This is a genomic window from Streptomyces sp. 63XJN7_1_ISO-PGPR-S23-121 (assembly GCF_056173025.1).
Genome location: NZ_CM149653.1, coordinates 6,768,805 through 6,790,821 on the forward strand (window position 1 = coordinate 6,768,805; position 22,017 = coordinate 6,790,821).

Below are 22,017 nucleotides of genomic sequence, written 5' to 3' on the forward strand. Positions count from 1 at the left end.
CGTCACCGGGACGCGCCGACCGGCTCCTCCGGCTCGGCCGCCCCGACGAACGTCCGCCACAGCCGCGCGTACCGCCCGTCGAGCGCCAGCAGCTCGTCGTGCGTGCCGTCCTCCACGACCCGTCCGCGGTCCATGACGACGACCCGGTCCGCGCGGGCGGCCGTGGTCAGCCGGTGGGCCACCACCAGGGTCGTACGGCGGCCCGCCAGCCGGTCGGTGGCCTGGTTGACCTGCGCCTCCGTGGCCAGGTCCAGTGCCGCGGTGGCCTCGTCGAGGAGCAGGACGTCGGGGTCGACCAGCTCGGCGCGGGCCAGGGCGACGAGCTGGCGCTGTCCGGCGGAGAGGTTGCGGCCCCGCTCGGCCACCTCGTGGAGGTAGCCGCCCTCCAGCGTGGCGATCATCTCGTGGGCGCCGACCGCCCGCGCCGCCGCCTCCACCTCGGCGTCGGTGGCGTCGGGTCGGCCGTAGGCGATGGCGTCCCGGACGGTGCCGGGGAAGAGGTAGGCCTCCTGCGGGACGACGCCCAGCCGGTGGCGGTAGGAGGCGAGGTCGAGGGTGCGCAGGTCCCGCCCGTCGACGGTCACCCGTCCCTCGGTCGGGTCGTAGAACCGGGCGACCAGCTTGACCAGGGTGGACTTGCCCGCGCCGGTCTCGCCGACGAACGCGACGGTCTGCCCCGCGGGGATGCGCAGGTCGACGGCGCTGAGGGCCTCCTCCTCGGAGCCGTACCGGAAGTGCACGTCCTCGAAGGCGATCTCGCCCCGCAGGGACGGCACCTCGAGCGGCTCGTCGGCGGCCTCGGTGGAGGTGGGCTCGCGCAGCAGCTCCTGGATCCGGCCGAGGGAGACGGTCGCCTGCTGGTAGCCGTCGAAGACCTGGGAGAGCTGCTGGACGGGCGCGAAGAACAGGTCGATGTAGAGCAGGTAGGCCACCAGCGCGCCGGTCGTCAGCGTCGCGTCGTCGATCCGGGTGCCGCCGACGGCCAGCACGGCGACGGCCGCCGCCGAGGACAGCAGCTGCACGAACGGGAAGTAGAGCGAGATCAGCCACTGGCCCCGGATGCGGGCCCGCCGGTAGCTGTCGCTGCGCTCGGCGAACCGCCGCGCGCCGTCGCCCTCGCGCCGGAACGCCTGCACGATCCGCAGCCCGGCCACCGACTCCTGGAGGTCGGCGTTGACCGCCGACACCCGCTCGCGGGCCAGCTCGTACGCCTTCACGCTGGCACGGCGGAAGAAGAACGTGGCGACGACCAGCGGCGGCAGCGTCGCGAAGACGACCAGGGCGAGCTGCACGTCGATGACCAGCAGGGCGACCATGATGCCGAAGAAGGTGACGACCGAGACGAAGGCGGTGACCAGGCCCGTCTGGAGGAAGGTCGACAGGGCGTCGACGTCCGTGGTCATCCGGGTCATGATCCGGCCGGTCAGCTCGCGCTCGTAGTAGTCCAGGCCGAGCCGCTGGAGCTGGGCGAAGATCTTCAGGCGCAGGGAGTACAGGATCCGCTCGCCCGTGCGCCCGGTCATGCGGATCTCGCCGGTCTGCGCCGCCCACTGGGCGAGCACGGCGAGCAGGCCGAGTAGCGAGGCCGCCCAGACCGCGCCGAGGGCGAGCCGGGTGACGCCGTCGTCGATGCCGTGCCGGATCAGGACCGGCAGCAGCAGGCCCATGCCGGCGTCGACGGCGACCAGGGCGAGGCTGACGAGCAGCGGGCGGCCGAAGCCGTGCAGGAGGCGCCGCAGGCCGTACGACCGCTCCGGCAGCACGGCACGGGCCTCGTCGACGTCCGGGGTGCCGGTGGCCGGGGGCAGGGCGTCGACCCGGGCCAGCAGCTCGGGCGTGGCCGGGGTGCCCGCGAGGGCGGTGTCCTTCGGCGTGCGGTCACCGGTCCACAGCCGTGGGGTGACCCCGCGCTCGGCGTCGAACTCGGCGTCCAGCTCGTCGCGCACGGAGGTGTCCTCCGGCTGCTGCGCGGGCCGGGCGTGGCCGGGCGAGACGCCGCCGAGTTCGTCGGGGTCGGTGAGCAGGCGGCGGTAGAGCGCCGAGCGTTCCTGGAGCTCGTCGTGGGTGCCTATGTCGGCGAGGCGGCCGTGGTCGAGGACGGCGATGCGGTCGGCGAGGCCCAGGGTGGAGCGGCGGTGGGCGATCAGCAGGGTCGTGCGGCCCCGCATGACCTGCGCCAGCGCCTCGTGGATCTCGTGCTCGACGCGGGCGTCCACGGCGGACGTCGCGTCGTCGAGGACAAGCAGCCTGGGGTCGGTGAGGATCGCGCGGGCGAGCGCGACGCGCTGGCGCTGGCCGCCGGAGAGGGTCAGGCCGTGCTCGCCGACGGTGGTGGCGTAGCCGTCGGGCAGGTCGGTGATGAAGCCGTGGGCCTGCGCGGCCCGGGCGGCGGCCTCGATCTCCTCGTCGGTGGCGTCGGGACGGCCGTAGGCGATGTTGGCGCGCACGGTGTCGGAGAAGAGGAACGAGTCCTCGGGCACCAGCCCGATCGCGGCCCGCAGCGAGTCGAGGGTCAGCTCGCGCACGTCGTGGCCGCCGACCAGGACGGCGCCGCGCATGACGTCGTAGAAGCGCGGCAGCAGCAGGGAGACGGTGGACTTGCCGGAACCGGAGGAGCCGACGACGGCGAGCGTCTCGCCGGGCCGGATCTCGAAGGAGAGTCCGTCGAGGACGGGCCGGTCGGGGTCGTAGCCGAACGACACGTCGTCGAACTCGACGGTGGCGGGCGCGTCGGCCGGGAGCTTTTTGGTGCCGTCGGTCAGGGACGGCTCGGTGTCGATCAGCTCCAGGACGCGCTCGGTGCCGGCGCGGGCCTGCTGGCCGACGGTGAGGACCATGGCGAGCATGCGGACCGGGCCGACGAGCTGGGCCAGGTAGGTGGAGAAGGCGACGAACGTGCCGAGGGTGATGTGCCCGCCCACGGCCAGCCAGCCGCCGAGGGCGAGCATGGCGACCTGCCCGAGGGCCGGCACGGCCTGGAGGGCGGGCGTGTAGGCCGCGTTCAGCCGGATGGTGCGCAGTCGCCCGGCGAACAGCCTGCGGCCGACCTCCCGGAGCTTGCCGGTCTCCTGCTCCTCCTGTCCGAAGCCCTTCACCACGCGCACGCCGCTCACCGAGCCGTCGACCACGCCCGCGACGGCGGCGGCCTGGGCCTGGGCGTACCAGGTGGCGGGGTGCAGGCGGGTGCGGCTGCGGCGGGCGATGAACCACAGGGCGGGGGCGACGGCGACGGCGACGAGGGTCAGCGGCAGCGACAGCCACGCCATGATCACCAGGGAGATCAGGAAGAGCAGGACGTTCCCGATGGTCATCGGGAGCATGAACAGCAGGCCCTGGATGAGCTGGAGGTCACTGGTCGCCCGTCCGACCACCTGGCCGGTGGACAGCTCGTCCTGGCGCCGCCCGTCGAGCCGGGTGATCGTGCCGTACATGTCCGTGCGCAGGTCGTGCTGCACGTCCAGGGCGAGCCGGCCGCCGTAGTAGCGGCGCACGTAGGTGAGGCCGTAGACGACGACCGCGGCGCCGACCAGGAGTCCGGCCCAGGTGGCCATGTCCCTGGTCCCGTCGCCGATCACGTCGTCGATGATCACCTTGGTGATCAGCGGGACGAGGGCCATGACGGCCATGCCGCCCAGGGAGGACCCGAGGGCGAGGACGACGTCCCTGGGGTTCCGCCAGGCGTACCCCGCCAGTCGTCGTGCCCAGCCCCGTTGCGCGTCCACGCGGTGTCCTCCGGTCGGTCGTCCTGCTCACCTGATCTACCGCAAGGCACCAACACGGGCGAGCGGGGATTTCATCCCGCCGCAACATTCGGGCGCCGGCTCAGACGCGGTACGCGCCCGTCCCCGGGACGCCCTGCTCGGCCGCGAGCGGGGTGAGGGCGACGACGCCCTGGCCGCGGACCGTGGTCCGCGGGCCCAGGACGAAGGGGCTGGTCGCGCCCAGCCGGAGCGCGAGGTCCGGTGCCATGTACGAGGCGACGTCCTCCCAGTCGGCGTCCTCCTCGTCCTCGGCCTCCGTCCACTCGGCGTACAGCGCCTCCTCCTCGGGGAGCCGCTCGCCCAGCTCGGGGAGCGGCTCGTCGCCCCAGGTGGAGACGTCGAGGCGGCGGACCACGACCCCGTCCTCGGCCACCGCCCAGCCCGAGCCGCCGCCGTGCTCGCCGAAGTGGTACGCCTGGGCGCGGCCGTAGCGGCGGCTCAGGGCGGTGACGGCGTCGAGCACCCCGTCGGCGCGCTCCGGGTCGACGGGGTTGCACCACGCCCCCAAGACGAGCGTCCAGCCGTCCACCTCGGGGGTGACGTACACGCGTCGGGGGTCGGGCCAGTCCTCGCTGTCGTGGGCGACGACGCTGTGCCCCAGCGCGAAGGTCGCGAGCCGTTCGCCGTACAGGCCCAGCGACTCGGTGATGCCCGCCCGGTCCCCGCCGGGTACGGCGATCCAGGACGTGGAGCAGTTCTCCAGGGGCTCGGCCCGGTCGTCGAGGGCCTTGATCCGGATCAGCCGTGCGACGGCCGCCCGGTCCCGCTCGGACAGGGCCTCCTCGCCGCCGGCCGAGACCAGCGCCGCGAGGGCCGGGGCACGCAGGGCACCCGGGCCGTCGCGGCGTGTCCGCCGCAGCGGTTCGAGGACGGCGTCCCCCAGCATCGGCAGCACCCACCGGGCGCGCTGGGCCACGCCCGGGTCCGGGTCGGCGACCAGGGGGATCAGCGCCTCGACCACCGGCCCGAGGTCGCCCCGGTACGCGGGGGTGCGGCCGTACGCCACCGAGCACGCGGACTGGATGCCGAAGGCGGCGGACTCGCGGACCGCCGCCGCGGGGTGCGACAGGGCCTCGGCGTAGCGCTCGACGGCGCCCAGGCCGCTGAACGCGGCGCCCGCCCGCCGCCGCGCCTCCCCCTCGGGTGCCGTCTCCAGGGCCGCCAGTACGTCGTCGAAGGCCGCCGGCCCGACGGCGTGCAGGAGCAGCTTGATCTGGAACCAGTCCACGGGCGAGGACTCGTCCAGCATCTCGCGCAGCAGGGCGGGCACCGCCGACGGTCCCTGGGACGTCAGGGCCTCGCGCGCGGCCTGCCGCCGCCCCGGGTCCGCCAGGTCCCTGATCAGCTCCACGTCGCCGCCTCCTGTCGCTTCGGTGCACGGGCGACGCCTCCCGTCGGCCCGGTGCACGGGGGACGCCCACTATGCCCGGGACGCGTCTGACGCCCGGTCACCGGGGGCGGGCGGCGGAGGGACCCTCGTCACGCAATCGCCACCTTCCCTTCACGCGCCTGACCGCATGTCCATGTCACTCTCTGCGGTATCACTCGGACATCAACCCGCGTAGATCCCGCGTAGATCGGACACCCCACATGCTCGCGATCCGCATATTCGCAGGCCGGCGCCGGAGAGCGGTGGCGCTCGCCACGGCCGCCGTGCTCGCCGGCCTCGCCGCGCCGGCCCTGACCGCGGCCCCCGCCACGGCCACCACGAACGACTACGACACGACGTACTACAAGAGCGCGATCGGCAGGACGGGGAGCGGGCTCAAGGCCTCCCTGCACACGATCATCAGCGACCAGACGAAGATCTCGTACTCGGCCGTCTGGAACGCCCTCAAGGTCACCGACCAGGACCCGGCCAACAGCGGCAACGTGATCCTGCTCTACTCGGGCACCTCCCGCAGCAAGTCCCTCAACGGCGGTGACGTGGGCGACTGGAACCGCGAGCACGTCTGGGCCAAGTCGCACGGCGACTTCGGCACCGCCACCGGACCCGGCACCGACCTGCACCACCTGCGGCCCGAGGACGTCCAGGTCAACGGCGTCCGGGGCAACAAGGACTTCGACGACGGCGGCAGCGCCGTGAGCAACGGCGGCGGCAGCCTCACCGACTCCGACTCCTTCGAACCCCGTGACGCGGTCAAGGGCGACGTGGCCCGCATGATCTTCTACATGGCGGTGCGCTACGAGGGCGGCGACGGCTGGGCCGACCTGGAGGTCAACAGCAGCGTGAACAACGGCAGCAACCCGTACATCGGGAAGCTGGCGGTGCTCAAGCAGTGGAACGACGAGGACCCGCCGGACGCCTTCGAGGAGCGCCGCAACCAGGTCATCTACGACTCCTACCAGCACAACCGCAACCCGTTCGTCGACCACCCGGAGTGGGTGGAGGCGATCTGGTAGGCGTCCTCACGCCGGGCCGGGGGCGCCTCGCGGCCGCGCGGAGCGCCCCCGCCGCCCGCTCAGTCCAGGTGCGTCGGCGCGAACATCCGCAGCACGGCCGGGAGGACGACCACCGACGGACCCGGTGCCGCCAGCGCCCGCGCCAGGTCCGCCTCCAGGGTCCCCGGGGACGTCCGCACGCCCGGCACGCCGAAGGACTCGGCCAGCGCCACGTAGTCCGGGCGGGTCAGCTCCGTCGCCGTCGGCTGCCCGAAGGCGTCCGTCATGTACTCGCGCAGGATGCCGTAGCCGCCGTCGTCGACGATCAGCCAGGTGACGTCCAGGGCGTACTGGCGGGCGGTGGCCAGTTCGGCGATGGAGTACAGGGCGCCGCCGTCCCCCGAGACCGCCAGCACCGGGCGGGTCGGGTCGGCGGCCGCGGCTCCGAGTGCCGCCGGGAAGCCGTAGCCGAGTCCGCCGGCGCCCTGGGCCGAGTGCATGGTGTTGGGGGACCCGGCGTCGAAGGCCGACCAGGCCCAGTAGGCCAGGATCGTCATGTCCCAGAAGGACGGGGCGCCGGCCGGGAGGGCCCTGCGGACGGCCGCCAGGACGTCCTGCTCCAGGGTGAGGTCCTGGGCGGCGATGCGTTCGCCGACCTTGTCCAGCAGGGTCCGCACGCGCTCCGGGGCCGCCGGGTCGTGCCGTTCGCCGACCGTCTCCAGCAGGGCCTGGAGGGCGAGGCGCGCGTCGGCGTGGATGCCGAGGGCGGGGTGGTTGGACTCCAGCTTGCCGAGGTCCGCCTCGATCTGGATCACCCGGCCGCGCGGCGCGAACGTGTGGTAGTTCGAGGAGAGTTCGCCCAGGCCCGAGCCGACCACCAGGAGGACGTCCGCGTCCTCCAGGAAGTCGGTGGTGTGGCGGTCCTCCAGCCAGGACTGGAGGGAGAGCGGGTGCGTCCACGGGAACGCGCCCTTGCCGCCGAAGGTCGTCACGACCGGGGCCCCGAGCCGCTCCGCGAGCTGCCTGAGCTTGCCCGAGGCGTCGGCGCGGACCACTCCCCCGCCGGCGATGATCGCGGGGCGTTCCGCGCGGGTCAGCAGGTCGGCGGCGACCGCCGTCAGCTCGGGGCGCGGGGGCAGCTCCTCCGGGACGGTGTCGCCGCCGGTGACCTGCGGGATCGGCGTCGCGGCCAGGAGGACGTCCTGCGGGATCTCCACCCACACCGGACCGTGCGGGACGGTCAGCGCCGACGTCCACGCCTCGGCGATCGCCGACGGGATCTGGGACTGGGTGCGTACGGTGTGGACGGACTTCACCACGCCCCGGAACGAGGCCGCCTGGTCCGGGAGTTCGTGCAGGTAGCCGTGCCGGCCGCCGCCCAGTCCGGCCGTCGGGACCTGGCTGCTGATCGCCAGCACCGGGGCCGACGCCGCCCGCGCCTCCTGGAGCGCGGCGAGGGAGGTGAGGGCTCCTGGGCCGGTGGACAGCAGCAGCGGGGCCGCCTCGCCGGTGATCCGGCCGTAGGCGTCCGCCGCGAACCCGGCGTTGTTCTCCACCCGCAGGCCGATGTAGCGCAGGTCCGAGCGGCGCAGGGCGTCGAACATGCCGAGGGCGTGCTGGCCGGGCAGGCCGAAGACGGTGGTCGCACCCAGCCCGGCCAGGGTCTCCACGACCAGGTCTCCGCCGTTGCGGCCGGGGGGAGGGTTCAGCGCGGCCTCCGTCTGGGCGGCGGTCGGACGGAGCACCAGGTCGTGGTCGTGGGTCACTTCGCCGCCTTCTCCTGGGCGATCCGGCGGGACATGATCGTGGTCAGTTCGTACGCGGTGTGGGACGCCGCCACCGACGTGATCTCCGCGTGGTCGTACGCGGGGGCCACCTCGACGACGTCCGCCGACACCAGGTTGCAGGAGGCCAGGCCGCGCAGGATCTCCAGCAGCTCGCGCGAGGTCATGCCGCCGGCCTCGGGCGTGCCGGTGCCGGGCGCGTGGGCCGGGTCGAGGCAGTCGATGTCGATGGAGATGTACAGCGGGCGGTCGCCGATGCGCTGCCGCAGCTGGTCGGCGATCTCGTCGGCGCCGCGGCGGTAGACGTCGGCGGAGGTGACGATGCCGAAGCCCATCTTCTCGTCGTCCGTCAGGTCCTTCTTGCCGTACAGCGGGCCGCGGGTGCCCACGTGGGAGAGCGCCTCCGTGTCGAGGATGCCCTCCTCGACCGCGCGCCGGAAGGGCGTGCCGTGAGTGTACTCGGCGCCGAAGTAGGTGTCCCAGGTGTCCAGGTGGGCGTCGAAGTGGAGCAGGGCGACCGGGCCGTGCTTCTTCGCCACCGACCGCAGCAGCGGCAGCGCGATGGTGTGGTCGCCGCCCAGGGTCATCAGGCGGGCGCCGGTGCCGAGCAGGTCGTCGGCGGCGGCCTCGATCGTCTCCACGGCCTCGTTGATGTTGAACGGGTTCACCGCGATGTCGCCGCCGTCGGCGACCTGGGCGAGGGCGAAGGGGGAGGCGTCCTGCGCCGGGTTGTAGGGGCGCAGCAGCCGGGAGGCCTCGCGGATGGCGTTGCCGCCGAACCGGGCGCCGGGCCGGTACGAGACGCCGGAGTCGAACGGCACACCGACCACGGCGACGTCGGCGGTGCCCACCTCGTCCAGGCGGGGCAGCCGGGCGAAGGTCGCGGGCCCGGCGTACCGCGGGACGCGGGAGGAGTCGACGGGGCCGCGGGGCGTCTCGTTGCTGCTCATGAATTGCCTTCCTTCTTACGCTTCTTCGCGTATTTACTGCTCTGTACCGCTCGGTACGACTCTACTGGTGGGCCGGTACCGGTCCGGGGGCGGATTCGGGGGCTTCGGGGGCGCGGCCGGCGAGGCGTGCACGCCAGGCGGCCAGGGCGCCGGCGCCTCGCGGGGACGTCCGCCCGTACCCGCGGCAGCCGGCCCCGATCCCGGGTGTGGGGATCGCGGTCCGGATCGACACTAGGTGGCCGAAAAGCGGCTGCGAAGTGTACGTTTCATCCACTCGGAACGGCTTGAGTGGAGGGATCGTCCATCATGCGGGAACCGGTCGCTCCGCCCACACCCCCCGTGTCCCTCGCGGCGCTGCTGTCCCGTGAGGACCTCGCCCTGCGCCAGATCGCCGGGCCCCACGCGGCGGAGGTGGCCGTCCACTGGGCGCACACCTCCGAGATGGCCGACCCCTACCCCTATCTGCTGGGCGGCGAGCTGCTGCTGACGGCCGGCGTGCACATCCCGCCGGGGGCGGGGGCGGACTACTTCGAGGCGTACGCCGCCCGGATCGTGGCGGCCGGCGGCGCCGCCCTCGCCTTCGGGGTGGCGCCGGTGCACGACACGGTGCCCCCGGCGCTGGTCGCTGCCTGCGAGGAGCACGGGCTGCCGCTGGTGGAGGTGCCGCCGCGGACGACGTTCTCCGGCGTGGCCCGCGCCGTGTGGCAGCTGATGGCCCGGGAGCGGCTGGCCGAGCTGCGGCGGGTGTCCGAGGCCCAGCAGCAGCTGGCCGCCGCCGCCTCCCGGCCGGACCCGGTGCCGTCGGTGCTGCGCCGGCTGGCCACGCGGCTCGACGGCCGGGCGGTGCTGTACGGGCCGGAGGGCGCCGAGATCGCCGCGGCCGGGCGGGAGCCGGGGGACGAGGTGCGCGGGGCCCTGGCGGAGCTGGCCCGGTTCGTCACCAGCCGGGCCTCCACGACCGCCACCGACACGGCCGACGGCACCCGTCTCGCGGCCTACGCCCTCGGCGCCGGCGGGGGCTTCGTCCTCGGGGTCGCGGCCCCGCGGCGGGGGGCCGGGGACCACACCATCGCGTCGGTCGCCGCGGTGCTGCTCTCGCTGCTGACCGGCGAGCACCAGAGCGGCACGGGCGCGGCCCGTTCGTCGGCCCTGGTGCGGCTGCTGCTGGGCGCCCGCCCCGAGGAGGTCGCGTCCCTGCTCGGCGGCGAGGACGCCCGCTGGCACGTCGTCCACGCCCGGCCGGACTCCGGCCGCCCCGACCCGGTGGCGGCCTCCGCCCTGGGCGCCGCCCTCGGCTCCCCGCTGGTCGACCCGGCCGGCGACGTCGTACGCGTCCTGGTGCCGGCCGGTCCCGGGACGCCGTGCGGCCCCGGATCCCCGGGCGGCCAGGCGGAGCGGCGGGAGACCGGGGCGGGCGCCGGGCCGGGCACCCCGGGCGGGACGAGTGCCCCCGCCGGGCCCGGTGCCGTCCCGGCCGCGCGGCGGGGCTGGACGCTGGGGGTCAGTGCCGCCGTCGGCCCGGCGGACTGGGCGGTCGCCGACGGGCAGGCGGCGCGGGCGCTGGCACGGGCGCGGGCCACCCGGGTGCCGCTGGTGCGGCATGCCGCCCGGCCCGCCCTGGCCGACCTGGTCCCGGAGGCCGAGGCCGAGGCGCACGCCCGTGCGCTCCTCGCCCCCGTCGCGGCCGTGCCGGCGCTGACGGAGACGCTGCGCGCCTGGCTCTCCCTGCACGGCAACTGGGACCGCACCGCCGTCGCCCTGTCCGTGCACCGCAACACCGTCCGCCAGCGCATCGCCCGCTGCGCTGCCCTGCTGGAGGCCGACCTGGACGACGCGGACGTGCGGATGGAGCTGTGGTTCGCGCTGCGCGGCCCGTGACCGGCACGCGGGGCAACACCCCGTGTCCCGGCGGGTGATACCCCGGATACCCCGAAGACGCCGACGGTCCGCTGCCTCACAATGGAGCCATGCCGATACCCGGGACACCCCAGCGCGCCGAGCTCGTCGAACATCTCGTCAGAACGCGTATCGCGGGCGACGTCGCCACTCCCCGCGAGAACAACCTCTCCCACTACCGGAAGCTGGCGAACGGCGACCGCAACTACTGGCTCGGGCTGGAGCTGGGCGACCGCTGGAGCGACGAGCAGGACGTGCTCGCGGTGATGGCGGAGCGGGTCGGCGTCAACGACGACCCGGAGTACCGGTACGGCCAGGACACCATCGACCCCGAGCTGACGGTGGCCGCGCTGGAGCGCCTGGCCGGGCGGCTGCGCAAGGCCGCGGACGGCGGGCAGCGGGTGCTGTTCGCCACCGGTCACCCGGGCGGGCTGCTCGACGTGCACCGCGCCACGGCCGACGCGCTGCGCGCCGCCGGCTGCGAGATCGTGGTGATCCCGGAGGGGCTGACGACGGAGGAGGGCTACGTCCAGCAGTTCGCGGACGTGGCGGTGCTGGAGCACGGCGCCTCGCTGTGGCACACGCACTCCGGGGAGCCGGTGAAGGCCATCCTGACCGGTCTGGAGCGCGCCGGCCGCCCGCTGCCCGACCTGGTCGTCGCCGACCACGGCTGGGCCGGCGGTGCCGGCCAGTACGGCGTCGACTCCGTGGGGTACGCCGACTGCAACGACCCGGCGCTGTTCCTCGCCGAGTCCGAGGGGACGGTCCAGGTCGCCGTGCCGCTGGACGACCACGTGGTCAGCCCGCGCCACTACGACCCGATGACGGCGTACCTGCTGGCGGAGGCGGGGCTCGCCCGGTGACGCGGGCCCGGATCGCGGCATGACGAAGGCGGCGGGCACCGTGCGGGTGCCCGCCGCCGGTCCGGGCGGCCTGCCGCTCAGCGCTCCCGCGGGACGCGCACCAGGCCCTCCTGGATGACCGAGAGGGCGAGCCGCCCGTCCTGCGTGTAGATGCGGGCCTGGCCGAGGCCCCGGCCGCCGGACGCGGACGGCGACTGCTGGTCGTACAGCAGCCACTCGTCGGCGCGGAACGGCCGGTGGAACCACATGGCGTGGTCCAGCGAGGCCCCGACGACGTCGCCCACGGCCCAGCCGCCCCGGCCGTGCGCGAGCAGCACGGAGTCGAGGAGGGTCATGTCGGAGACGTACGTGGCGAGCACGACGTGCAGAAGAGGGTCGTCCGCGAGCTTGCCGTTGGTGCGGAACCACACCTGGGAGTGCGGCTCGCGCGGCGCGCCGAAGTCCCCGAACGGCGGGTCGTCGACGTAGCGCAGGTCGACGGCGGCCCGGGCCTCGAGGAACCGTTCCACCGTGTCGGCGGGCAGGTGCGGGTAGCCGCGCAGCCGCTCCTCGCCGGTGGGGAGGGTCGCCGGGTCCGGGGCGGCCGGCATCGGCGCCTGGTGGTCCAGGCCCTCCTCGTACGTCTGGAAGGACGCCGACAGGCCGAAGATCGGCTTGCCGTGCTGGACCGCGACCACCCGCCGGGTGGTGAAGGAACGGCCGTCGCGCAGGCGGTCGACGTTGTAGACGATGGGCGCGCCGGGGTCGCCGGGGCGCAGGAAGTACGCGTGCAGGGAGTGCGCGAACCGGTCCTCGGGGACCGTGCGCCCGGCGGCCACCAGGGCCTGGGCGGCCACCTGCCCGCCGAAGACCCGGGGGACGACGGCGGAACGGGAGTGGCCGCGGTAGATGTCCTCCTCGATCCGCTCGAGGTCGAGCAGATCGAGGAGGGACTGGAGTGCCTCGCTCATGTCCCGCGGCTTACAGGCCCATGTTCTTCGCGATGATCGACTTCATGATCTCGCTGGTGCCGCCGTAGATGCGGTTGACGCGGTTGTCCGCGTACAGGCGGGCGATCGGGTACTCGTTCATGTAGCCGTAGCCGCCGTGGAGCTGGAGGCAGCGGTCGATGACGCGGTGGGCGACCTCGGTGCAGAACAGCTTGGCGCTGGCGGCCTCGGCGGGGGTGAGCTCACCGGCGTCCAGGGCCTCGGTCGCGCGGTCTGCGACGGCCTCGGCGGCGTCCACCTCGGCCTGGCAGGCGGCCAGCTCGAACTTGGTGTTCTGGAAGTGGGCGACCGGCTTGCCGAAGACGGTGCGGTCCTGCACGTACTGCTTGGCGAAGCGGACGGCGGCCTTGGCCTGGGCGTAGGCGCCGAAGGCGATGCCCCAGCGCTCGGAGGCCAGGTTGTGGCCGAGGTAGGAGAAGCCCTTGTTCTCCTCGCCGAGCAGGTCCTCGACGGGGACCTTGACGTCGACGAAGGCGAGCTCGGCGGTGTCGGAGGTGCGCAGGCCCAGCTTGTCCAGCTTGCGGCCGACGGAGTAGCCCTCGGACCTGGTGTCCACGGCGAACAGGGAGATGCCGTGGCGGCGGTCCTCGGCCGTGGGCGCGGCGGTGCGGGCGCAGACGATGACCCGGTCGGCGTGGACGCCGCCGGTGATGAAGGTCTTGGCGCCGTTGAGGACGTAGTGGGTGCCGTCCTCGGAGAGCCTGGCGGTGGACTTCATGCCGGCGAGGTCGGAACCGGTGCCCGGCTCCGTCATCGCGATGGCCCACATCTCCTCGCCGGTGACGAACTTCGGCAGGTAGCGCTTCTTCTGCTCGTCCGTGGCCAGCATGTTGATGTACGGCAGCGCGAGCAGCACGTGCACGCCGGAGCCGCCGAACTGGACGCCCGCGCGGGCGGTCTCCTCGTAGAGGACGGCCTCGAACTTGTGGCTCTCCATGCCGGCGCCGCCGAACTCCTCGGGCACGTTGATGCCGAAGATGCCCAGCTCACCGAGCTTGTAGTAGAACTCGCGCGGCGCCTGGCCCGCGGCGAACCACTCGTCGTAGACGGGGACGACCTCGGCCTCGATGAAGGCCCGGAGGGTCTCCCGGAACGCCTCGTGGTCCTCGTTGAACACCGTACGGCGCACGGCGCCACCTCCAGGGTACGTGTCTAAGCGCTTGCTCAGACTTCACCGTACCGGCGGGTAGGGAGAGGCGTCCAGAGCGGGGGGCGGGTAACCCTCGTCACTCCGGGGTGTCCGGACGCCGCCCCCCGCCCCTACGCCTCCGCCACCGCCGCGAAGGCCCCCCGCGCCATGCGGTGCAGCAGCGCGGCCGTCACCGCGCGGCCGGGGAGGGAGCCGGGCCGGCCCAGGTGCGGGGTGGAGTTCAGCAGGCCGAAGACCGAGTGGACCGCCGAGCGGGCGCTCGGTTCGGCCACGGCCGGGTACACCTCGCGCACGACCCCGACCCACAGCTCCACGTACTGCCGCTGCAGCTGCCGCACCATCTTGCGGTCGGCGTCCCGGAGGCGGTCCAGCTCGCGGTCGTGCAGGGTGATGAGCGGGCGGTCGTCGAGCGCGAAGTCGATGTGCCCCTCGATGAGCGAGTCGAGGACCGCCTCGGAGCCCGTCCCGGACCCGGCCACCCCCTCGGCCTCCGCCAGCCGCCGCCTGGCGCCGGTCAGCAGCTGGCCGCTGATCCCGACCAGCAGCTCGGCGAGCATCGCGTCCTTGCCGGGGAAGTGCCGGTAGAGACCGGGGCCGCTGATCCCGACCGCGGCGCCTATCTCGTCGACGCCGACGCCGTGGAAGCCGCGCTCGGCGAAGAGCCGGGCGGCCTCCTTGAGGATCTGCTCGCGGCGGGTGGGGGCGTCGGTTCTGGTGGCCATGGGATCGATTCTAGACAGGGAGGTTAGCGGTCGTTAACCTGAAGGAAATGCGTTAACGCTCATTAACTGGTCGACCACTGGGTGAGGGGACCGCAGGATGCACGAGGCACCGGAGCTGACGAGCGCGGCAGATCCCGCGTCGGAGGCCTTTCGGGCCAACGAGGAGGCGCACCGCGTCCTCGTGGAGGAGCTGCGCGCCAAGCTGGCGGCGGCCCGGCTCGGCGGCGGTGAGCGGGCCAGGGCCCGGCACACCGCGCGCGGCAAGCTGCTGCCGCGCGACCGCGTGGACACGCTGCTGGACGCGGGCTCGCCGTTCCTGGAGCTGGCGCCGCTCGCGGCCGACGGGCTGTACGACGGCCAGGCCCCGGCGGCCGGCGTCATCGCCGGCATCGGCCGGGTCGGCGGCCGGGAGTGCGTGATCGTCGCCAACGACGCCACGGTCAAGGGCGGCACGTACTACCCGATGACCGTGAAGAAGCACCTGCGCGCGCAGGAGGTGGCGCTGGAGAACCGGCTGCCGTGCCTCTACCTCGTCGACTCCGGGGGCGCCTTCCTGCCGATGCAGGACGAGGTCTTCCCCGACCGCGAGCACTTCGGGCGGATCTTCTACAACCAGGCCCGGATGTCGGGCGCCGGCATCCCCCAGATCGCCGCCGTCCTCGGCTCCTGCACGGCCGGCGGGGCGTACGTCCCGGCGATGAGCGACGAGGCGGTGATCGTCCGCAACCAGGGGACGATCTTCCTGGGCGGCCCTCCCCTGGTGAAGGCGGCCACCGGCGAGGTGGTGACCGCGGAGGAGCTGGGCGGCGGTGAGGTCCACTCCCGGGTCTCGGGCGTGACCGACCACCTGGCCGAGGACGACGCGCACGCGCTGCGGATCGTCCGGCAGATCGTCTCCACCCTGCCCGAGCGCGGCCCGCTCCCCTGGAGCGTCCAGGCCGCCGTCGAGCCGAAGGCGGACCCGCAGGGGCTGTACGGCGCGGTCCCGGTGGACTCCCGTACCCCCTACGACGTCCGCGAGGTCATCGCGCGCGTGGTGGACGGCTCGCGGTTCGCCGAGTTCAAGTCCGAGTACGGGCAGACCCTCGTCACCGGCTTCGCCCGCATCCACGGCCACCCGGTGGGGATCGTCGCCAACAACGGCATCCTGTTCTCCGAGTCCGCCCAGAAGGGCGCCCACTTCGTCGAGCTGTGCGACCAGCGCGGCATCCCCCTGGTCTTCCTCCAGAACATCTCCGGCTTCATGGTCGGCAGGGACTACGAGGCGGGAGGCATCGCCAAGCACGGCGCCAAGATGGTGACGGCGGTCGCCTGCACGCGCGTGCCGAAGCTGACCGTCGTGGTCGGCGGGTCGTACGGCGCGGGCAACTACTCGATGTGCGGCCGGGCGTACTCGCCGCGCTTCCTGTGGATGTGGCCCAACGCCAAGATCTCCGTGATGGGCGGCGAGCAGGCCGCGTCCGTGCTGGCCACGGTCAAGCGGGACCAGCTCGAGGGCCGCGGGGAGGACTGGCCCGCGGAGGAGGAAGAGGCCTTCAAGGCGCCGATCCGCGCCCAGTACGAGCGGCAGGGGAACGCCTACTACGCGACCGCCCGCCTGTGGGACGACGGGGTCATCGAGCCCGCCGACACCCGGCGGGTGCTGGGGCTGGCCCTGACCGCTTGTGCCAACGCGCCGCTGGGCGACCCCCAGTTCGGCATCTTCCGGATGTGAGGAGGGGACCCATGGGAAACACACACGAGGCTTCACGCATGTTCGACACCGTGCTCGTCGCCAACCGGGGCGAGATCGCCGTCCGCGTCATCCGGACGCTGCGCTCGCTGGGCGTGCGCTCGGTGGCCGTCTTCTCCGACGCCGACGCGGACGCCCGGCACGTACGGGAGGCCGACACCGCGGTGCGGATCGGCCCGGCTCCGGCGGCGGAGAGCTACCTGTCCGTGGAGCGGCTGCTCGAGGCGGCGGCCCGCACGGGGGCGCAGGCCGTCCACCCGGGGTACGGCTTCCTCGCCGAGAACGCCGGTTTCGCGCGGGCCTGCGAGGAGGCGGGGCTGGTCTTCATCGGGCCGTCCGCCGACGCCATCGCCCTGATGGGCGACAAGATCCGCGCCAAGGAGACGGTGCAGGCGGCCGGGGTGCCGGTGGTGCCCGGCTCCAGCGGCAGCGGCCTGACGGACGCGCAGCTCGCCGACGCGGCCCGCGGGATCGGCATGCCGGTGCTGCTGAAGCCGTCGGCCGGCGGGGGCGGCAAGGGCATGCGGCTGGTGCGGGACGCCGCGGTGCTCGCCGACGAGATCGCCGCCGCCCGCCGCGAGGCCCGCGCCTCCTTCGGCGACGACACCCTGCTGGTGGAGCGGTGGATCGACCGGCCCCGGCACATCGAGATCCAGGTCCTGGCCGACGGCCACGGGAACGTGGTGCACCTGGGCGAGCGCGAGTGCTCGCTCCAGCGCCGGCACCAGAAGATCATCGAGGAGGCGCCGAGCGTCCTCCTCGACGAGGCCACGCGGGCCGCGATGGGCGAGGCGGCCGTGCAGGCGGCGCGCTCCTGCGGCTACCGGGGCGCGGGCACGGTGGAGTTCATCGTCCCGGGCGGCGACCCCTCGCAGTACTACTTCATGGAGATGAACACCCGCCTCCAGGTGGAGCACCCGGTGACCGAGCTGGTCACGGGCCTGGACCTGGTGGAGTGGCAGCTGCGGGTCGCGGCGGGCGAGCCGCTCGGCGTCGCCCAGGCGGACGTCCGGATGACCGGGCACGCGGTCGAGGCCCGGCTGTGCGCGGAGACTGTATCCATCAAAGAGGGCTCGCGCGGCTTCCTGCCGTCCGGCGGCACGGTGCTGCGGCTGTACGAGCCGGAGGGCGACGGCGTGCGCACCGACTCGGGGCTCAGCGAGGGCACCGAGGTCGGCAGTCTCTACGACCCGATGCTGTCCAAGGTGATCGCGTACGGACCCGACCGCGCCACGGCGCTGCGCAAGCTGCGGGCGGCCCTCGCCCGGACGGTGACGCTGGGCGTGCAGACCAACGCCGGGTTCCTGCGCCGGCTCCTCGCCCACCCGGCGGTGGTGGCGGGCGAGCTGGACACCGGGCTGGTGGAGCGGGACGTGGACAGCCTCGTCCCGGACGAGGTGCCGCCGGAGGTCTACGCGGCGGCGGCGCTGCTGCGCCGGGCGGCGCCGGCGCCGGCCGCGCCCGCCACCGGCTGGTCGGACCCGTTCGACGCCGCGGACGGCTGGCGCCTGGGCGGGGAGCGGGCCTGGACCCCGTACCACCTGCGGGTGCCGGGCCGGGATCCGGTCACCGTGCGGGTGCGCAGCACGCCGGACGGCGGGACCGAGCTGCTGGCGGAGGGCGCGGAGGAACCCCTGCGCGCGTCCGCGGTCACCCGGTCGGGCGACGGGCACCGGTACGCGTTCCGGCTCGACGGCGTCACCCACACCTTCGCCGCGCTGCCGGACGGCACCTGGCTGGGCCGCGACGGCGACGCCTGGCAGGTGCGCGACCACGACCCGGTCGCCGCCTCGCTGAGCCGCGCCGCCCACGCGGGCGCCGACTCGCTGACCGCGCCCATGCCGGGCACGGTGACGGTGGTGAAGGTCGCCGTCGGCGACGAGGTCACGGCCGGGCAGAGCCTGCTGGTGGTGGAGGCGATGAAGATGGAGCACGTCGTCTCCGCCCCGCACGCGGGCACCGTCACCGAGCTGGACGTGGCGCCGGGCACGACCGTCGCCATGGACCAGGTGCTGGCGGTCATCGCCCCGGCGGAGGAGGAGACGGCATGAACGCCCCGGAACTGGGCCTGCCCATGGCCGTGCCCGCCGACGGCCTGCCCGCGCGGGTCCGGATCCACGAGGTCGGCGCCCGGGACGGCCTGCAGAACGAGAAGGCGACCGTCCCCACGGCCGTCAAGGCGGAGTTCATCCGCCGCCTCGCCGGGACGGGCCTGACCACCATCGAGGCGACGAGCTTCGTCCACCCCGAGTGGGTCCCGCAGCTGGCGGACGCCGAGGACCTCTACCCGGAGGTGTCCGGCCTGCCGGTGTCGCTGCCGGTCCTGGTGCCCAACGAGCGCGGCCTGGACCGAGCGCTGGCGCTGGGCGCCCGGGGCGTGGCGGTCTTCGCGAGCGCCACCGAGGCCTTCGCCCGGGCCAACCTCAACCGCACGGTGGACGAGGCGCTGGCGATGTTCGAGCCGGTGGTGTCCCGGGCGAAGGGACAGGACGTCCACGTCCGGGGCTATCTCTCGATGTGCTTCGGCGATCCGTGGGAGGGCCCGGTCCCCGTCCCCCAGGTGGTGCGGGTCTGCAGGGCCCTGCTGGACATGGGCTGCGACGAGCTGAGCCTCGGCGACACCATCGGGGTGGCGACCCCGGGCCATGTGACGGCCCTGCTCACCGCGCTGGCCGAGGCGGACGTGCCCGTGTCCGCGCTGGGCGTGCACTTCCACGACACCTACGGCCAGGCCCTGGCCAACACGCTGGCCGCCCTCCGGCAGGGCGTCACCACGGTCGACGCCTCCGCCGGCGGGCTGGGCGGCTGCCCGTACGCCAGGTCCGCCACCGGCAATCTCGCCACCGAGGACCTCGTGTGGATGCTGCGGGGCCTCGGCATCGACACCGGCGTCGACCTCGGCCGTCTCGTCGCCACAAGCGTCTGGATGGCCGCCCACCTGGGCCGACCCAGCCCGTCCCGCACCGTACGAGCCCTCTCCCACCAGGAGCAGTGACAGCCATGGACCACAAGCTCTCCCCCGAACTCGAGGAACTCCGCCGCACGGTCGAGGAGTTCGCCCACGACGTGGTGGCACCCAAGATCGGTGACTTCTACGAGCGGCACGAGTTCCCGTACGAGATCGTCCGCGAGATGGGCCGCATGGGCCTGTTCGGGCTGCCGTTCCCGGAGGAGTACGGCGGCATGGGCGGCGACTACTTCGCGCTGGGCGTGGCCTTGGAGGAACTGGCCCGGGTGGACTCGTCGGTGGCCATCACCCTGGAGGCCGGTGTCTCGCTGGGCGCGATGCCGGTCCACCTGTTCGGCACCGAGGAGCAGAAGCGCGAGTGGCTGCCCCGGCTGTGCTCGGGCGAGATCCTGGGCGCGTTCGGCCTGACGGAGCCGGACGGCGGCAGCGACGCGGGCGCGACCCGGACCACGGCCCGCCTGGACGAGGCCACGAACGAGTGGGTGATCAACGGCACCAAGTGCTTCATCACCAACTCGGGCACGGACATCACCGGCCTGGTCACGGTCACGGCGGTCACGGGCCGCAAGCCGGACGGCCGCCCGCTCATCTCGGCGATCATCGTCCCCTCCGGCACCCCGGGCTTCACGGTGGCCGCCCCGTACTCGAAGGTCGGCTGGAACGCGTCGGACACCCGTGAGCTGTCCTTCGCCGACGTCCGGGTCCCGGCGGAGAACCTGCTGGGCGAACAGGGCCGCGGCTACGCCCAGTTCCTGCGCATCCTGGACGAGGGACGGGTCGCCATCGCCGCGCTGGGCACCGGTCTCGCGCAGGGCTGCGTGGACGAGTCGGTGGCGTACGCGAAGGAGCGCCACGCCTTCGGCCGGCCGATCGGGGCGAACCAGGCGATCCAGTTCAAGATCGCCGACATGGAGATGAAGGCCCACACGTCCCGTCTCGCCTGGCGCGACGCGGCCTCCCGCCTGGTGGCGGGCGAGCCGTTCAAGAAGGAGGCGGCGCTGGCGAAGCTGTACTCGTCGACGGTCGCGGTCGACAACGCCCGGGACGCCACGCAGATCCACGGCGGCTACGGATTCATGAACGAGTACCCCGTGGCCCGCATGTGGCGGGACGCCAAGATCCTGGAGATCGGCGAGGGCACGAGCGAGGTCCAGCGGATGCTGATCGCCCGTGAGCTGGGCCTGGTGAGCTGAACGGGGCCGCCCGGACGGGGCGGTGCGCACCCGGCCACTGGACAAGATCTGAGGTTAGGCTAACCTATCCTCGAATTGTCCGGCGGACGTTCCGCCCCGTTCGAAAGCGGCCCACACCATGTCCAACGCCAGCGCTGCCCATCTGACCCGTCGTGGAATCCTCGCCGCCGGGGGCGTGCTCGGCCTCGGTGCCGTGCTCGCGGCCTGCGGGGACGACGACGCGAAGAGCGGCGGCCCGGGCGACGGGTCGGGCGGCGCGGCCACGTCGGGCCCCTGGTCCTTCAAGGACGACCGCGGCACGACCGTGAAGCTGGACAAGGTGCCGGCGGACATCGTCGCCTTCACCGGCGTCGCCGCCGCGCTCTGGGACTACGGCGTCCAGGTCAAGGGCGTCTTCGGCCCGACCACGACCAAGGACGGCAAGCCCGACGTGCAGGCGGGCGACATGGACGTCAGCAAGGTCACCGTCCTCGGCAACGAATGGGGCAAGCTCGACGTCGAGAAGTACGTGGGCCTCCAGCCCGAACTGCTCGCCACCACGACGTTCGACACCGCGGGCACCCTCTGGTCGGTCCCCGAGGAGTCCAAGGACAAGATCGCGAAGCTGGCGCCCAGCGTGGCGATCTCGGTCTTCGACCGCCAGCTCACCCAGCCGCTCCAGCGCATGTGGGAGCTGGCCGAGTCGCTCGGCGCGGACATGAAGGCCCGGAAGGTCACCGACGCCAAGGCGGCCTTCGACAAGGCGGCGGCCCGGCTGCGCGCCGCCGCCAAGGCCAGGCCCGAGATCAAGGTGCTGGCCGGTTCCGCCAGCCCGGAGCTGTTCTACGTCTCCGGCACCAACCTGTCCGTCGACCTGGAGTACTTCAAGGCCCTCGGCGTGAACTTCGTCGAGCCCTCCGAGGACGCCAAGAAGGCGACCGGCGGCTGGTTCGAGAGCCTGAGCTGGGAGAACGTCGACAAGTACCCGGCCGACGTCATCATCATGGACGACCGCTCCTCGACCATCCAGCCCGCCGACATCACCGAGGGCACCTGGAAGCAGCTCCCCGCGGTCAAGGCCGGCCAGGTCATCGCCCGTTCCCCCGAGCCGATCCTGTCCTACGACAAGTGCGCGCCGCTGCTCGACGCGCTCGCCGAGGCCATCGAGAACGCGAAGAAGGTCAGCTGACCGCGTCCGCCCCGACTCGCAGGAGCCACCCGTGACGACTGCCGTAGCCGCCCCGTTCCGTTTCTTCTCCCTCCAGGTCGTACGGACGAGGCGGCTCGGCCCGTCCCTGACCCGGGTCACCTTCGCCGGGCCCGACCTCGCCGCCTTCCGCTCCGACGGGCGCGACCAGGCTGGTGGCAGGCGTGGCGTGAACTGCCGGACGGCGTACGGGCGGTGATGCGCTCCTACACGTGGGCGAGCGCGGGATCGACCGGCGCCGCGTCACCTTCGTCGGCTACTGGCGACAGAGCCTGACGGAGGAACAGCTCCGCGAACAGGGCTGACGCACGGCGCCCCACCGCGCCTCAACTCACCCTCCGTGACGGCGGGTTGGGGCGCGAGTGACGGCCATCACGTGGACGCACGCCTATGGCCAGCCTCAGTTAGGTTAGGCTAACCTAAGTTTCGAAGCCGGGCTCT

General features: G+C 73.5%; 15 protein-coding genes and 1 pseudogene. 9 read left to right on the forward strand and 7 right to left on the reverse strand.

Annotated elements, in window-relative coordinates:
* Nucleotides 1–2 precede the first annotated feature (2 nt).
* Both AC0VYN_RS30315 and AC0VYN_RS30320 read right to left on the reverse strand, forming a co-directional pair.
* Nucleotides 3–3,722, reverse strand: coding sequence for an ABC transporter ATP-binding protein (locus tag AC0VYN_RS30315; protein WP_475533541.1), 3,720 nt, complete (start codon nt 3,720–3,722; stop codon nt 3–5).
* 100 nt (nt 3,723–3,822) lie between these two features.
* Nucleotides 3,823–5,112: a HEAT repeat domain-containing protein gene (locus tag AC0VYN_RS30320; RefSeq protein WP_475533542.1), complete on the reverse strand. Its 1,290-nt coding sequence runs from the start codon at nt 5,110–5,112 to the stop codon at nt 3,823–3,825.
* Nucleotides 5,113–5,351: 239 nt separating this feature from the next.
* On the opposite strand from AC0VYN_RS30320, the gene AC0VYN_RS30325 reads away from it, so the two are divergent.
* A complete protein-coding gene (locus AC0VYN_RS30325; RefSeq protein ID WP_475533543.1) occupies nt 5,352–6,164 on the forward strand; it encodes an endonuclease I family protein in 813 nt (270 codons plus the stop codon).
* 59 nt (nt 6,165–6,223) lie between these two features.
* Here the strand turns inward: AC0VYN_RS30325 and AC0VYN_RS30330 are convergent, their stop codons facing one another.
* Both AC0VYN_RS30330 and speB read right to left on the reverse strand, forming a co-directional pair.
* Complete coding sequence (locus AC0VYN_RS30330) at nt 6,224–7,909, reverse strand: thiamine pyrophosphate-binding protein (RefSeq protein ID WP_475533544.1); 1,686 nt, start codon at nt 7,907–7,909, stop codon at nt 6,224–6,226.
* Entirely contained in the window at nt 7,906–8,877 is a 972-nt protein-coding gene (gene speB, locus AC0VYN_RS30335) for an agmatinase (RefSeq protein ID WP_077800438.1), read from the reverse strand. Before speB ends, AC0VYN_RS30330 begins: the two co-directional genes overlap by 4 nt.
* Before the next feature lie 306 nt (nt 8,878–9,183).
* Between speB and AC0VYN_RS30340 the strand changes: the two genes are divergently transcribed.
* Entirely contained in the window at nt 9,184–10,755 is a 1,572-nt protein-coding gene (locus AC0VYN_RS30340) for a PucR family transcriptional regulator (RefSeq protein WP_475533545.1), read from the forward strand.
* An 89-nt stretch (nt 10,756–10,844) separates the two neighbouring features.
* On the forward strand, nt 10,845–11,636 hold the full coding sequence (locus AC0VYN_RS30345; protein WP_385461932.1) for a phosphatase: 792 nt from the start codon (nt 10,845–10,847) through the stop codon (nt 11,634–11,636).
* 77 nt (nt 11,637–11,713) lie between these two features.
* Here the strand turns inward: AC0VYN_RS30345 and AC0VYN_RS30350 are convergent, their stop codons facing one another.
* From AC0VYN_RS30350 to AC0VYN_RS30360, 3 genes are all read right to left on the reverse strand, one after another.
* Nucleotides 11,714–12,586 (reverse strand): acyl-CoA thioesterase, encoded by an 873-nt coding sequence (locus tag AC0VYN_RS30350; protein ID WP_385461935.1) that lies wholly within the window; start codon nt 12,584–12,586, stop codon nt 11,714–11,716.
* A 10-nt stretch (nt 12,587–12,596) separates the two neighbouring features.
* Nucleotides 12,597–13,754, reverse strand: a complete 1,158-nt coding sequence (locus AC0VYN_RS30355; RefSeq protein ID WP_475533546.1) for an acyl-CoA dehydrogenase family protein — start codon at nt 13,752–13,754, stop codon at nt 12,597–12,599.
* A gap of 131 nt (nt 13,755–13,885) precedes the next feature.
* Complete coding sequence (locus tag AC0VYN_RS30360) at nt 13,886–14,497, reverse strand: SACE_7040 family transcriptional regulator (protein ID WP_475533547.1); 612 nt, start codon at nt 14,495–14,497, stop codon at nt 13,886–13,888.
* Nucleotides 14,498–14,594: 97 nt separating this feature from the next.
* On the opposite strand from AC0VYN_RS30360, the gene AC0VYN_RS30365 reads away from it, so the two are divergent.
* The 6 genes and pseudogenes from AC0VYN_RS30365 to AC0VYN_RS30390 all read left to right on the forward strand — a co-directional run.
* Nucleotides 14,595–16,211 (forward strand): carboxyl transferase domain-containing protein, encoded by a 1,617-nt coding sequence (locus tag AC0VYN_RS30365; RefSeq protein ID WP_475533548.1) that lies wholly within the window; start codon nt 14,595–14,597, stop codon nt 16,209–16,211.
* A 38-nt stretch (nt 16,212–16,249) separates the two neighbouring features.
* A complete protein-coding gene (locus tag AC0VYN_RS30370; protein WP_475537017.1) occupies nt 16,250–18,280 on the forward strand; it encodes an acetyl/propionyl/methylcrotonyl-CoA carboxylase subunit alpha in 2,031 nt (676 codons plus the stop codon).
* Nucleotides 18,277–19,224: a hydroxymethylglutaryl-CoA lyase gene (locus AC0VYN_RS30375; protein ID WP_475533549.1), complete on the forward strand. Its 948-nt coding sequence runs from the start codon at nt 18,277–18,279 to the stop codon at nt 19,222–19,224. Before AC0VYN_RS30370 ends, AC0VYN_RS30375 begins: the two co-directional genes overlap by 4 nt.
* Nucleotides 19,225–19,229: 5 nt before the next feature.
* Complete coding sequence (locus tag AC0VYN_RS30380) at nt 19,230–20,390, forward strand: acyl-CoA dehydrogenase family protein (RefSeq protein WP_385461950.1); 1,161 nt, start codon at nt 19,230–19,232, stop codon at nt 20,388–20,390.
* 118 nt (nt 20,391–20,508) lie between these two features.
* Entirely contained in the window at nt 20,509–21,558 is a 1,050-nt protein-coding gene (locus tag AC0VYN_RS30385; protein ID WP_475533550.1) for an ABC transporter substrate-binding protein, read from the forward strand.
* A gap of 31 nt (nt 21,559–21,589) precedes the next feature.
* Nucleotides 21,590–21,789 (forward strand): annotated as a pseudogene (locus AC0VYN_RS30390) (siderophore-interacting protein); the annotation flags it as partial.
* Nucleotides 21,790–22,017: the final 228 nt, after the last annotated feature.